General features: G+C 55.1%; 16 protein-coding genes and 1 tRNA gene. 6 read left to right on the top strand and 11 right to left on the bottom strand.

The genetic code is table 11. The features are described 5' to 3' along the window. Positions 1-7: 7 nt before the first annotated feature. Positions 8-403: a hypothetical protein gene (locus tag GSP01_RS00215; protein WP_228123668.1), complete on the top strand. Its 396-nt coding sequence runs from the start codon at positions 8-10 to the stop codon at positions 401-403. Between the two features lie 350 nt (positions 404-753). Here the strand turns inward: GSP01_RS00215 and GSP01_RS00210 are convergent, their stop codons facing one another. The 9 genes from GSP01_RS00210 to GSP01_RS00170 all read right to left on the bottom strand — a co-directional run bounded on the left by GSP01_RS00210 (position 754) and on the right by GSP01_RS00170 (position 8,655). Next, positions 754-1,149, bottom strand: a complete 396-nt coding sequence (locus GSP01_RS00210; protein ID WP_141349477.1) for a response regulator — start codon at positions 1,147-1,149, stop codon at positions 754-756. Further along, positions 1,146-2,201, bottom strand: coding sequence for a chemotaxis-specific protein-glutamate methyltransferase CheB (gene cheB / locus GSP01_RS00205; RefSeq protein ID WP_141349475.1), 1,056 nt, complete (start codon positions 2,199-2,201; stop codon positions 1,146-1,148). Before cheB ends, GSP01_RS00210 begins: the two co-directional genes overlap by 4 nt. Further along, positions 2,198-3,055, bottom strand: a complete 858-nt coding sequence (locus GSP01_RS00200) for a CheR family methyltransferase (protein WP_141349473.1) — start codon at positions 3,053-3,055, stop codon at positions 2,198-2,200. The genes cheB and GSP01_RS00200 overlap by 4 nt, the downstream gene beginning before the upstream one ends. Continuing rightward, positions 3,052-3,480: a chemotaxis protein CheW gene (locus tag GSP01_RS00195; protein WP_141349471.1), complete on the bottom strand. Its 429-nt coding sequence runs from the start codon at positions 3,478-3,480 to the stop codon at positions 3,052-3,054. Before GSP01_RS00195 ends, GSP01_RS00200 begins: the two co-directional genes overlap by 4 nt. Further along, complete coding sequence (locus GSP01_RS00190; protein ID WP_141349469.1) at positions 3,477-5,525, bottom strand: chemotaxis protein CheA; 2,049 nt, start codon at positions 5,523-5,525, stop codon at positions 3,477-3,479. The genes GSP01_RS00195 and GSP01_RS00190 overlap by 4 nt, the downstream gene beginning before the upstream one ends. After that, positions 5,522-5,881: a response regulator gene (locus GSP01_RS00185; protein ID WP_141349467.1), complete on the bottom strand. Its 360-nt coding sequence runs from the start codon at positions 5,879-5,881 to the stop codon at positions 5,522-5,524. Before GSP01_RS00185 ends, GSP01_RS00190 begins: the two co-directional genes overlap by 4 nt. Then, the gene (locus GSP01_RS00180) at positions 5,878-6,147 is read right to left on the bottom strand and encodes an STAS domain-containing protein (protein WP_249193381.1); all 270 of its coding nucleotides are present in this window, start codon (positions 6,145-6,147) and stop codon (positions 5,878-5,880) included. Before GSP01_RS00180 ends, GSP01_RS00185 begins: the two co-directional genes overlap by 4 nt. Beyond that, positions 6,147-7,610: a methyl-accepting chemotaxis protein gene (locus GSP01_RS00175; protein ID WP_141349463.1), complete on the bottom strand. Its 1,464-nt coding sequence runs from the start codon at positions 7,608-7,610 to the stop codon at positions 6,147-6,149. The genes GSP01_RS00180 and GSP01_RS00175 overlap by 1 nt, the downstream gene beginning before the upstream one ends. A gap of 115 nt (positions 7,611-7,725) precedes the next feature. After that, positions 7,726-8,655: a retroviral-like aspartic protease family protein gene (locus GSP01_RS00170; protein WP_141349461.1), complete on the bottom strand. Its 930-nt coding sequence runs from the start codon at positions 8,653-8,655 to the stop codon at positions 7,726-7,728. Positions 8,656-8,858: 203 nt separating this feature from the next. On the opposite strand from GSP01_RS00170, the gene GSP01_RS00165 reads away from it, so the two are divergent. Continuing rightward, a tRNA-Asp gene (locus GSP01_RS00165) sits at positions 8,859-8,935 on the top strand. Between the two features lie 74 nt (positions 8,936-9,009). Then, positions 9,010-9,360 carry a DUF3147 family protein gene (locus tag GSP01_RS00160; RefSeq protein ID WP_141349459.1) on the top strand — a complete coding sequence of 117 codons (351 nt, stop codon included), beginning with the start codon at positions 9,010-9,012 and terminating at the stop codon, positions 9,358-9,360. A 4-nt stretch (positions 9,361-9,364) separates the two neighbouring features. Here the strand turns inward: GSP01_RS00160 and GSP01_RS00155 are convergent, their stop codons facing one another. After that, the gene (locus GSP01_RS00155) at positions 9,365-10,135 is read right to left on the bottom strand and encodes an ABC transporter ATP-binding protein (RefSeq protein ID WP_141349457.1); all 771 of its coding nucleotides are present in this window, start codon (positions 10,133-10,135) and stop codon (positions 9,365-9,367) included. A gap of 4 nt (positions 10,136-10,139) precedes the next feature. Beyond that, the gene (locus GSP01_RS00150; RefSeq protein ID WP_228123669.1) at positions 10,140-10,970 is read right to left on the bottom strand and encodes an ABC transporter permease; all 831 of its coding nucleotides are present in this window, start codon (positions 10,968-10,970) and stop codon (positions 10,140-10,142) included. A gap of 142 nt (positions 10,971-11,112) precedes the next feature. On the opposite strand from GSP01_RS00150, the gene queE reads away from it, so the two are divergent. The 3 genes from queE to GSP01_RS00135 are packed head-to-tail and all read left to right on the top strand — an operon-like array spanning position 11,113 to position 13,009. Next, complete coding sequence (queE, locus tag GSP01_RS00145) at positions 11,113-11,754, top strand: 7-carboxy-7-deazaguanine synthase (RefSeq protein ID WP_141349453.1); 642 nt, start codon at positions 11,113-11,115, stop codon at positions 11,752-11,754. A 2-nt stretch (positions 11,755-11,756) separates the two neighbouring features. Next, on the top strand, positions 11,757-12,485 hold the full coding sequence (queC, locus tag GSP01_RS00140) for a 7-cyano-7-deazaguanine synthase QueC (RefSeq protein ID WP_141349450.1): 729 nt from the start codon (positions 11,757-11,759) through the stop codon (positions 12,483-12,485). Continuing rightward, positions 12,482-13,009: a 6-carboxytetrahydropterin synthase gene (locus GSP01_RS00135; protein ID WP_141349448.1), complete on the top strand. Its 528-nt coding sequence runs from the start codon at positions 12,482-12,484 to the stop codon at positions 13,007-13,009. Before queC ends, GSP01_RS00135 begins: the two co-directional genes overlap by 4 nt. Positions 13,010-13,028 lie beyond the last annotated feature (19 nt).

Genomic DNA, 13,028 nt, shown 5'->3' with positions numbered 1-13,028 from the left:
GAACGTCATGACAGCACCGCGCATGCAAGTCACACGTTCAGAGGACAGCAAGACGATCACCCTGTCTTTCCTGGAAGGCAGCGGTGTTTCAGGTAGCATTGCTCTGGACGAGAAACAGCTCTCCCAGTTGATCACCAGTCTCGGACTGGCACATGCGAGCCTCATTGAAAAACAGCCGCCGGCCCCTATTGCCGGTGCGCGCTTTACACCGGTCTATACAACAAACTGGGCCTTGCAGATCGATGCTCTGACCGAAGGTTCCATGCTGGCCTTCCAACACCCGGCTTATGGTCCGGTGGGGATCGTTTTCGGCCCGCAGGACGTCGAGCAGATCATTCGCGGCCTGCAAAAACAACGGACCATGATCCGCTCCAACCCCGATGATGCCAGCAAGCCGAGCTGACAAAATCCTTAGCGGGATTTTAGAAAAATTCCATCTCCCCCGCTTTGGGGGAGACCTGAATAGCACCTCTCTGCAGGCGCTGCCGGACCTCCGAGAGAGTCAGCCGATCCACTATGGAACACTGAACCTGTACCTCTCTCACACCGCTCTCATGACTTAACTGCTCACAACACTGCGCCAGTTGGCCCAAAACCTGCGTGATCCTGTCGAAATCCTGCAGCTGCGTGGCAGTTTCGCCCACACACGCCTTCAGACAGACCTCCTCCAATTGACGCAGGTTCTGCATACTTGAAGACAGCTGTGCACCCACGCCTTCCAGAACTGCCGACAATGCCAGCTTCCCTGATGCCTCAGACACTGCTGATCGGCCCAAAAACGGCTTCGATACGAGATTTGAGCGAACTGGCCGTAAAAGGCTTGGCCAGAAAATTGTTCACCCCTTCCGCAATGGCCTGCTGAACCAGATCCTTGCTGGCCTGTCCGGTCAACATGATGAAGCCCGTTTTTGCAGTCCGTACATTACTTCTGACCGCTTTCAGAAGCTCAAGCCCGTCCATATCCGGCATGTTAAAATCTGAAATAATCAGGTGCACCGGATTGCTTTTGAGATGTTCGAGCGCTTCCAGTCCATTCCGGGCACCGGCGATCTGTACGAATCCGATCTGGCTCAGCGTATTACGCAAGATAGAACGGATGGATGTCTGATCGTCGACAAGAAGGACGGACATAGAGGAGGCTGAAATCATGGATATGTCTCCAAAGAGCGACGTTCACAAAGATTGAGAATGGCTGGACCAATGGCAGAAAGCGGAAGCTGCGTCTCGACAGCGCCCAGTTCGTATGCGGCCCGGGGCATGCCATAAATGACGGAGCTCGCCCGATCCTGACCGATTGTGGAAGCACCGGCATGGCGCATGGCCAGCAGACCCTGCGCCCCGTCACATTCCATCCCCGTCAAAATGACCCCCACAGCATTTTTTCCGCCTGTGGTGGCGAGGGAATAAAACAGTTCATCCACCGAGGGGCGATGTCCGTTGACGGGTGGCGCCGCAACCATCTGACAGACATATTCTCCAGACCGTGCGCCACAGCGAACGCGCAAATGGCGCTCTCCACCAGACGCGACATACACCGTGCCGGGTTTCAGCATATCGCCCTCTTCCGCAAGCCTGACCTCCGGCTTCACGATCTGGTCCAGACGGCGTGCGAAGCTTTCTGAAAACTGCCTAGGCATGTGCTGCACGATAACCGTTGGCGGACAGGCCACGGGGAAATGCCCCAAAACATCGGTTAGTGCTTCCACCCCTCCCGTTGACGCACCAATCCCGACGACAGTTCCTATCTTCGGAACAGTCCGATTTGCAGACGCTGTAGAAAGCGACACAGGATCCTGCCTCTTCACAGCCACTGCCCGGACAATCGCATCTCCTAACCCCGTAAACGGATCCTCCCCGTTAACCGTGGTCGTTTTCGAGTACCATTCCGCTGCTCCCATCCGGAGCGACTGCTCAATTAGTCCCCGATGACTGGAAAGATGACCCGACACCATCACGACAGGCATTGGCCGCAACCTCATGATTTTTTCAAGAAACTGCAGACCGTTCATGGACGGCATCTCGAAATCAAGCGTCAGCACATCCGGATTCAGGCGCACGATAAGATCACGTGCTTCAAAGGGTGTTCCGGCAGTCCCCACGATCTTTACTCTGGGATCCCGCCGGAGTGCGGCCGCAATCAGGGCGCGGGTCGTCAGGGAATCATCGACGACCACGACAGTCAGGGGTTTTACTTCGCTCAAGCCCCCCTCCTGCCAGACGGAATCTTGCGATAGGCGTTATGTCCAAAGCTTTCCATGCCAAACCGCTCAGGATGAGCGATCCGCTCCGAATGCCCCAAATAAAGCTCTCCCCCCGGGAAAATACGGCGCGAGAGATTGCCCCATAGCTGATCCTGCGTTTCACGATCAAAATAAATCGCGACATTCCGACAGAAGATGGCATGAAAACAGGATGAAAATGGCCAGGGATCAACCAAATTGAGACGTCGAAAACGAATCATTCCCCGAATTTTTTCGGACATGACGACCCGATCGTCTTCCAGCCGGCAGGACGTCAGCACTCCATCTTCAAAAAGAGCCTCGGCTTCTACAACAGCATAGCTTCCCAGGCGAGCCTGCTGAAGAACATCGGAATCTATATCTGTCGCCAGCATTTTCGCTTTCAGATTCGGAATGGTGGACAGACACTTTATGACCGTCATGGCGATCGAATATGCTTCCTCACCACTCGAACAGGCCGCAGACCAGATCCTAAGTTCTTCTCCGTGTTCAAGGCGGGTATATAATTGCTGACGAAGCAGGGATTCCAGATATGAAAAATGGTGTTTTTCCCGATAAAAACTGGTGACATTGGTTGTCAGCGCCGAAACAAGGCGCTGGCGTTCGCCAGAACCCGCTTCACTCATCAGGAAAACACAGTACTCATCGAAACAGCCAAACCCTTCCTGCCGGACACGGCGGGAAATTCTGGAATAGACTAGGCTCTTTTTCTTTTCCGACAGAGAAATTCCGGCATAATTCTTGGCAATCCCAGCGATAATCCGGAAATTTTCATCAGAAATTTCGTCTGCCTCGAACACAGGGGGCGATGTCACTGCAGACTTCCTTCGAACAGCGCATCTACATTTACAGAAAATATCAAACGACCTGATACAGACTGAATTCCATTCAGAAAATATTTGAGATCATCGCTAGACAATTCGGGAAGAGGCTTAAATTCCTCCTCATCCCAATCCGAAATATCTGTTACATTGGAAACCGAGAACCCAATAACCTTGTCTTTATTTTTCAGAAAAATGATAGCTTTCTTCTCATTGCTGTTCCCGGAAACGCCCATCATCCGGGCCATATCCACGAGTGGAATTACGGATCCCCGAACATTCACTACTCCTTCCACAAACGCCGGAGCCGCCGGGAAAGGCGTTGCTTTTGACCAAGTCTTGATTTCCTTGACCGCGGAGATCGGGATGGAAAATTCTTGATTACCCAAGGAAAAGACCAGCGTTTTTTCCCCAATCATACTCTTTCCTCCAATGAACTTTCTCTTTTCTTCAAAAGTTCACCAAATAGAAACTCTACATCCAGAATAAATGCCACGTTTCCATCCCCTAGAATGGTCGCAGTAGAGAAGCAGGCAATTTTTCGATAATTATCTTCGAGATTTTTCACCACAAATCTTGATTGATCGATAATTTTATCAACAATAAATGCCATTTTTTCTTCGTTTTCGTTTTCGATAACGAAGCATATTTTTTGATTTTTCTTATCAAAAGGAACACCCAACAGATCGGCTGCATAAATTACAGACAGATAACCGTCTCGATAAGGATATCCACACTTTCCCTCCCCGATATGGAAGGCTTTACTGTTATCAAATATTATTGTCTCTGAAACATTATTGATCGGAACAACAAAATCCTGCCCTTCTGATTTAAAGATAATGCCTTCAATAACGGAGAGGGTAAAAGGCAGAGAAATGGAAAATATTGTTCCTTTTCCTTTTGATGAACTAATGAATATCCGTCCGTTGATCTGCTGAAGACTCTGCTTGACAACATCCATTCCCACGCCCCGGCCGGAGACATCGGTCACTTCCGCAACGGTCGAAAATCCCGGCTCGAAAATCAAGGCGTAGATTTCTTCCCGATCTAGCCTTTGACCCTTTTCAATAATCTTCTTTTCAATAGCTTTTTCGTAAATCCTGTCAGGGTCCAGACCCGCCCCGTCATCCTGAATTTCCACGATGATCCGACCAGAGCGTTGAAATGCGCGAAGTCGGAGCAAACCCTCTGGGTCCTTTCCCGCCTGCGCTCTGACCTCTGGACTTTCAATCCCGTGATCAATGGCATTACGCACCATGTGGGTCAGAGGATCGGAGAGCTTTTCAAGAATGGACCGATCAACCTCCGTATCCTCTCCTTCCAGAACAAGCCGAACCTGCTTGTCTGTCAGTCTGGCCGTCTCCCGCACAACACGGCCCAGCTTCTGGAAGACCGTCTTGATCGGATAAGCGCGCATCGTAATGACGTTTTCCTGCAGTTCATGGATGAGCTGCTCCTGCGCTGTGACCACGCTGCCCAGAAATGAATCTCCCGGCACCTTGTTGCGACGCATCTGAGATTGAATAGCCCCCTGGTTAATCACCAGTTCTCCAATCAGATCGACCAGTTTGTCGATCCGCTGGATATCAACCCGGACGGTCGCAGAATCCTTGCGCTCGGTTCCTTTTCGGGCCGGTGGATCCGTTTTCTCTTCTGCAACCGGAGCAGATGGTATTATGGTTTGTTCAGGTTCTTCCGGCACGGATTTAATGACGGCGTGCAGATCATCGCCACACCAATCAAAAATCTCATCAATGCTCTCTCGTGATTTTTCTGTTGTCAGCAGAATTTGCCACGTCAGATAACTCTGGCCAGGTGAAATATCGGCAAGAAGTGGAACAGCATCACTATCAACCTGTACCTTAATCTTCCCCAGATCTTCCAATGCCATCAGGATATTCCGGATGTCATCTCCGCGCTCATAAAACTCCGCGGATACGGTCAGAACAATTGAAAACTGCTGCTCACTGGGTTCATCAATTTCAATTTTCACCGGCGCAAAAGACATGCCAAAGATATCTTCCGTTCCGGCCTCTTCAGAGGCAGGCTCCGGTTCCGAAGCATCAGACCCGAGATAGTGCTCCAGTTCGGCGGTTATCTCCGGAGCAACCTCATAAATGCTGGCTCCATTTTTAAAACCTGAAACGATATCCGACAGCGCATCCTTGCACTTAAGAAAAACCCTGATGCTCTCAGCATTTACGGACAGTTCTCCTGACCGGAAACGGTCAAGCACGCTCTCGAAAAGATGGGAGAATCTTACCAGATCTTCCATTCCAAAAGCGGCCGCTCCGCCCTTGATGGAGTGAACACACCGGAAGATCGTATTGATCTTCTCTCCATTTTCCGGCTCTTCCTCAAGCGCCGTCAGCTCTTCTTCCAGAAGCGTGAGCTGCTCGTCGCATTCATCAAAAAAAATCAGTCGGATTGCGTCCATATCATCGGTGAAATCTTCAGTGCTCATGCGCTGACACGCCTCACCGCTGCAAGTAGCTTGGGACCGTCGAACGGTTTGACGATCCACCCGGTCGCACCTGCTTCGCGTGCGGCACGACGAAGATCGTCACCGGTTTCCGTCGTCAGAAAAATGATGGGGACGTATTTTGTATCTGACCGTGCTCGCAGGGCTCTGGTCAGTTGCAGCCCATCCATACGCGGCATGTTCAGATCCGTTATGATAACTGCCGGCAGAAAATCAGAAATTCTTTCCAGCGCTTCAACGCCGTCTTCCGATGTTTCAACCTCATAACCGTCTTTGCGCAGCTCTCGACTGACAAGGTCCCGCATGGTTCGGGAATCATCAACGACCAGAATATTCATGCGTCGCCCCGCGCCTCCAGAAGAAAATCTCCTCCCATCAGCTGAAGATTTTCTCTCATCGCATCAGAAATATTCCTGATTTCGAAATCGCTACCCTGTACCCGTGCCGTTCGGTACGCGGAGACAAGCAACTGGAAACAGAGGCCACCGAGCCGGCCAACCTGACGTCCATCTAGAACAAGCTCCCCCTCTTCCTGTTTGAGGAGTTTCGAAAAAGGAACAGCGTATTTGGTGTCCAGTAGTTCAGGCAGCATCAAAACGCTCATCAACGGAACTCCTCCCATCCTTCATCCGATGTCTGAAAGGGTTCATTTCCCCACTGCGATGATGGAAGATCAGAAGCTGGCGCTTCGCTTCCAAAAAGCGGTTTTTCGGCGTCATGCAAGCTTTTCAGACGAAACCGCTGAAGGCTTCCGACTAGCTCCCTAGCCTCCGCGCTCAGATTATGACTGGCGGCCGTCGCCTCTTCGACCATCGCAGCATTCTGCTGGGTATTCTGATCCATCTGGCTGACCGCAACGCTAATTTCCGAAAGGTCATTGGCCTGACTGCGCGCAGCCGTCGCGATTTCACCGATCAGGACGCTGATTTCACTGACATTTTCCACGATGGATTTCATCGCGTTCCCTGTCTCTTCGACCAAGGAACTGCCCCGACTGACCTGCTGCGTACTTGAAGTGATGAGGCCCTTGATTTCCTTGGCGGCATCAGCCGATCGCTGGGCCAAAGCGCGGACTTCAGCAGCGACGACGGCAAACCCCTTGCCTGCATCTCCCGCCCGAGCGGCTTCAACGCCGGCATTCAACGCCAGGAGATTGGTCTGAAAGGCGATGTCATCAATCAGACTCAGGATCTGCGCAATATGGATGGAAGACTGCTGAATGTCCTGCATGGCCGCGGTGGCAGCCGCCATCACTTCACCTGACCTCTCGGCACGGTCTCGGGTCTGGCTTGCAACTTCACTGGCATGAACGGACGCTGCCGCCGTTTTGCGGACAGTCTCCGTGACGTTCCCCACCGAGACTGTAGTTTCTTCAAGCCGGGCAACCTGAAGTTCCGTACGACGGGCCAGATCGTCGGCAGCCGAGGCAATTTCCGCCGATCCGGACGAAATCGTTGAAATACTGTCATTCAGCGACACCATCATCTTCTGAAGCGACGATGCGGTATCATTGAAATCCTGTCGCAGTCGGTCGTACCGGTCCGGCAGGGTCTCTTCGAGACGAAAGTCCAGTTCGCCATCGCGCAGACTGGCCATTGCATTCCCGAGAACCGCAATGACGCACTCATGTTCGGTCGCTTCTTCTCTTGCCGATTGGCGAGCGTCTTCGGCCTCAATCCGCACAGCGGCAAGAGAGGCCTGCGCCTGGGCGGTCATGGCATCGCTGCGCTCTGCATGCGTCCGAGCTTCACCGAGCAGAACCTGCAAACGGATCAAGCTGGCTTCACGGACATTCCGTGGCAACGTTCCTTCCGACGCAAGTTGCCTCACAGCGCCGGCCAGATCGTCCCCATAGGCCGCGACCTGAAAGAAGGCTACGATTCCAGCAACACAAAAGAGACCCAAAAGAGCCAGTTCAGGGGGCACGAACTGCCAGATACCTGCAGCATGTCCCCCCTCAGTCTTCAGGTGCCATCCCACCAGACAGACAGAAACAACGACAGGGATGGCAAACGCCAGAAGCAGGCGCCTGCGCAACTGCATGGGAACAAAGCGCATGTCGGACATGCCAGACCGCCTCCAGAAACACAGATCACACCCCGCCGGCCTCATACAGCCGACCAGATGCTTCCCTTCCTAGAGAACAGTGTATTGAAACTCCGTTAATGCCTCCCAGACTTCTTCAGTTGGCTGATGCTGGAATATCGACGTCATGCTGGACAAACATCCTGTTGCCCCAGCGGGGGATCCAGATCCGGTAATGCCTGAGAACATCCGCTCCCAGCAGTGCATCCGTATCAGGAAGATCACCCCCGACCCTCAGGACGACATTCCGAAAAACGATATCGCCCATCTGAAGAGTATCGAAATCATGACGATAATTCTTCACCGGATCCCGCGTGAGTCCATAACCGGTCGTAACCGGATCCTTTTCCAGCATGGCACGCGTCACACCCGCAGCTCTTGCGCCATCCATGCTGATCAGGCTGCTGCCTGCTCCGGTATCAAGAACAGCATCAGTCACGTGGCCATTCAGGCGGATGTCCAGCGTGGTTTTTTGGCCACCGTTATACGGATGGCTGATGGGAACTGTATGAATACGCCCCGTCCATCCCGGCGTCGGCGTTGCACAGTCTTCGGTTTCAACCAGACGCACCCGATGAGACGGCATGTCCACAACCGTATCGTAGCGTCCAAGGAAATCACGCCCGAACAATCCCACAATCGGAAGGCCGGCGATCTTTCCGGTAAATTTCCCGACCCCGGCCACAGCGATGTTCAGGGCCTTGGAACTTCCCATATCCAGCGTGCGGATTGTCACGACACGCGCGTACTCGTCTCCTCCGACGCCACGGACGAACACGGTTCCACCTGTATCGTCCAGACCGAGCGGCTCCACGAAACTCTTCCCGATCGTGGTGGAGAAAGCCCCCGTATCAACAATCAGCGCAACCGGATGCCCATTGATCGCGGCACGAACAATGGGGCTTCCCCAGTCATTCAGAACCGGCATGTCACCGCTTATGATCAGTGTGCACTGACGCGGACCACTCTCACACCCGGCAAGAACAGCCCCCATCAGCAGAAGCACACCCAGTCGGCCAAGCGTCATGACATCCCCGCATCTGCCTCGATCCGTTACAAAGGACACGTCCCATCCGGACCGGGCAAGGCAGTTTTTTTTGGTCAGGTAAGCTTTTTTTCAGAAAACCCTATTGCCACCCCCCGGGTAGGCTGATAAATCACCGCCACCGACCGAGAGGAAGCCAAACAGCTTCCCGAACGGAAGGTCCCAAGCTGCTGATAAGCAGTTTTGCGGGTGTAGCTCAGTTGGTTAGAGCGCCGGCCTGTCACGCCGGAGGTCGCGGGTTCGAGCCCCGTCACTCGCGCCACTCCTTTCCTGGAGTTGGCCACATTCCCAGAAAAAATAAGTTTCGAAAACGACCGCTTACCCATAGGTAAGGGTATGCTTTTCTTTATTCTGAAATGTCTACTCTCAGGTGTTCTGATCGCTGCGGCCTCGGGTGTTGCGCGACGCTATCCTGGAGCGGGTGCCCTGATTGCGTCCCTGCCACTAGTGTCGGTTCTGGGCATGATCTGGCTCTGGATAGAAAAACCTGACCGCATTGTCATGGGCCGCCATGCGGAAGCGACGTTCTGGTACGTGCTTCCGTCCCTACCGATGTTTCTGCTCATTCCGCGGCTGCTGAGGGTGGGAGTGCCGTTCTGGCTGGCCCTGATGGCAGGGTGTGCCCTTACGATCGCGCTGTATCTCGGGACAACCTGGGCGCTTGCACGGTTTGGTTCAGGGGGCTGAGGCCTCAGTTCGTGTGTGCCAGATAGACATCCAGAACCTCGTTGGGTGTAGCATCCATCCGGACATGTCCATTCTCCAGCCACAAGACTCGCGTGCACCACTGACGCATGATTTCGGGCTGATGGGTCGAGAGCACCAAGATCTCCGCCTTCTGGACGAGTTCCTCAAGCCGGGTGCGGGCCTTGTTCATAAAAATGCCGTCGCCCGCCAAAAACCATTCATCCATCAGCAGGATCTCTGGAGCAGACGCCGTCGCCAGACCGAACGCCAGACGGACACTCATACCTGCACTGTAGGCCTTCACCGGCATATCCATGTAAGGCCCGAGTTCCGCGAAGTCCTGCACATCCTGTTCGATCCGGTCTATCTGCTGGCGTGACAACCCTTCATACCGGCCTTTGAGACGGATGTTCTCACGACCGGTAAGATCGGGATTCATACCCAGACTACTGTCCAGCAGGGTCCGCATCGTCCCCTTAAGCCGGACCCGCCCGGCGACAGGCTCATAGATGCCGGCAAGCGCCCGCAGGAGCGTGGTCTTGCCCGCACCGTTACTGCCAATCAGCCCCAGCCGCTCGCCGGAACGCAGCGTGAAACTTATTTCTCGCAGCACGCTGACAATTGTACGTTCGCGCTGGTCATGCATCAGATGCGCCGATGGCGAGGACGGTGCAAAGCGGGTCAGGGTCTTGCCGACCTGCCGTTTCAGAGAACGGCTCTGACCATGATACAGCGGAAAATCGATACAGAGACGGTCAACAACGATACCGGGCATCAGATCAGATCCAGTAGGGAATGCGCGACCGCATCCGGCAGAACAGGATGGACGCCAGAAGCCACAGGAACACGCTGTGCCCGATGGCCGCTTCCCAGACAACCGCATCCACCGTCCGCCCCAGAAGAGGCGCGCGCACGATTTCAAGCAGCGAATAGAACGGATCAAGCAGCAGATACTGGCGTCCGGTCGTAATCAGTTCGGGCTTCCAGATGACCGGCGTCACAAAGAAGAAAATCTGCATCAGGGATGCCACGATCGGTGCGATATCGCGAAAACGCGCACCCAGCATCCCAATCAGCAGGATGACGCAGAAGCTGTCCACGATCCAGACAGGAAGGCTGAGTAGCAAACTCCAGATCTGGTGTGGCCAAATCCGGAAGACGGCAAACACAACTGCAACCACCACCATATTATGCAGCAGGATCAGCAGGTTCCGGACGATCACCTGTATGACGGGCAGGCTGGCCGGAATCCGCATCGAATGGAACAGGGGGGTGTTCTGCGTAAAGACCGTTCCTGCATCATTGACGACCGTGCCAATATATCCCCACAGCACAATAGAAAGCGACAGGAAGGGGAGATAGGTCCTCAGGTCCATGTGAAAGAGATAGCCATACACCGCACCCGTTGCGCCGATCATCACGGCGGTGGAGAGCGTCAGCCACAGCGGCCCGAGGATGGAACCACGATACCGCATCTTGATATCCAGCCAGCCGAGTGCAGCGGCGAGCGGAAACAACCGCAGACCTGCCCTCAGATCAGCTGCGGCAGAACGGACAAGCCCCCATCCACGCTGGGGTTCAAGAACCAGGACAGGAGAACGGGCATTCATGTCTTCCATGCGCTCTCCCTACCATGAAAGCGTGTCCTGCCCATCCCCCTGAAGGCCGAAACCACCCTCGGCTGCCCTTGCATCAGGCTGGTATGATGATTTCCCTTGCATCCTGCGCCAACCTCGCCGACATGCTGCGGTCATGTCATATGCTGTGAAGGAAATGTTCGTGACCCTCCAGGGCGAGGGTGCACAGACAGGCCGCGCGTCGGTGTTCTGCCGCTTCGCCGGCTGCAACCTGTGGTCGGGCCGCGAGCAGGATCGCGCCACTGCGTCCTGCACGTTCTGTGATACCGATTTCATCGGCACAGATGGTGAAGGCGGCGGCCGTTTCGAGACGGCTGAGGCTTTAGCCTCCACCATTGAGTTCTGCTGGACCGGTACGGCTGATGACAGCGGGCGGCGCTATGTCGTCTTCACGGGCGGCGAACCCCTGCTCCAGCTCGATGACGCCCTGATTACCGCCGTAAAAGCTCGCGGATTCGAAATTGCGGTGGAAACCAACGGTACCATTGCAGCCCCTGCAGGAATCGACTGGGTTTGCGTCAGCCCCAAGCCGGGCGGTGCGATCGTGCAGGACGAAGGTGCGGAGCTCAAGCTGGTCTATCCCCAGCCGGAACTCCCGCCCGAACTCTTCGAGCAGCTCGCGTTCCGCTATTTCTGGCTCCAGCCGATGGACGGTCCCGACCGCATTGCCAACACACAGGCCGCCGTGGCCTACTGCCTGCGCCATCCGCGCTGGCGCCTGTCGCTCCAGACCCACAAGCTGATCGGAATTCCCTGATCATGACCATCAGCAGCAACACTGCTCTTGTCCTGTTCTCTGGCGGTCAGGATTCCGCAACCTGTCTCGCCTGGGCCCTCTCCCGCTTCGATCGTGTCGAAACGGTCGGATACGCCTACGGGCAGCGTCACGCCATCGAACTCGAATGCCGCGAGACCCTGCGCGAGCAGATGGCTGCCTTCTCGTCAGACTGGAAATCACGCCTCGGCGAAGATCACACGATCGACCTCGCCTCCCTCGGCGCCCTGTCCGAAACGGCTCTGACCCGCGAAGCCGAGATCGGACTGAACGAAAGCGGCCTGCCCAACACCTTCGTGCCTGGCCGCAACATCATCTTCCTGACCTTTGCAGCAGCCCTCGCCGTCCGCCGCAATGCGCGCCATATCGTCACGGGCGTCTGTGAAACCGACTATTCCGGCTATCCAGACTGCCGCGATGACACGATCAAGGCGCTTCAGGTCGCCCTGAACCTTGGCATGGACCAGCGCTTTGTCCTGCACACCCCCCTGATGTGGATCGACAAGGCCCAGACATGGGATCTGACGGAGCAGCTCGGCGGGCAGAAACTCGTAAACCTCATCAATCGTGAAAGCCATTCGTGCTACATGGGCGATCGAACCCATCAGCATGAGTGGGGGTATGGCTGTGGCAGTTGCCCCGCCTGTAACCTGCGTGCCGATGGCTGGCGGCGCTACCAGCAGAGCCGCCATTCGCACGGAGGCGCCACATGACTGCTGAACTCGTCTTTACCCGTCGTTTCTGCATGGGACACCGGCTCATCACCGGAGCGAGCGAACGCTGCGCCATCCCGCACGGCCATAACGAATATGTTCGTGTCACGCTGCGTCCGGCCAAACAGGCCAGACTGGACGGCCATGCGAACATGATCCTGCCCTTCGCCGAGGCCAAGACGCGCTGGCACCATTTCGTGGACAACAGCCTCGACCACGCGCTCCAGCTCTCAGAAACCGATCCGCTACTTGCATGGTTCCGCGAGAACGAGCCCGAGCGCGCCCAACGCATCGTCGTTACCCCCGGCGATCCGACGACCGAGCTTATGGCCGCTCTCATGCTTGCCAAACTGACCGCCATCCTCGCGGATCAGGGCGATATCCTGCGTGTCCATGAGATCGAACTGGAAGAAACACCCACCAACACCGTCCGTCTTGGCGGTAACCCGCAGCATTATCTGCCCACCATTTCGCGACAACCGGAACAGTGCTGGTGGAACAGGCCGGACGCCAGCATCGCCTGACATCCGGCCCGGAACCTGA

The sequence above is a fragment of the Gluconobacter sphaericus NBRC 12467 genome (assembly GCF_006539125.1).
GTDB classification, from domain to species: domain Bacteria; phylum Pseudomonadota; class Alphaproteobacteria; order Acetobacterales; family Acetobacteraceae; genus Gluconobacter; species Gluconobacter sphaericus.
The sequence above is the reverse complement of the archived record's forward strand: the minus strand, read 5'-3'. Positions and strand labels throughout refer to the sequence as shown.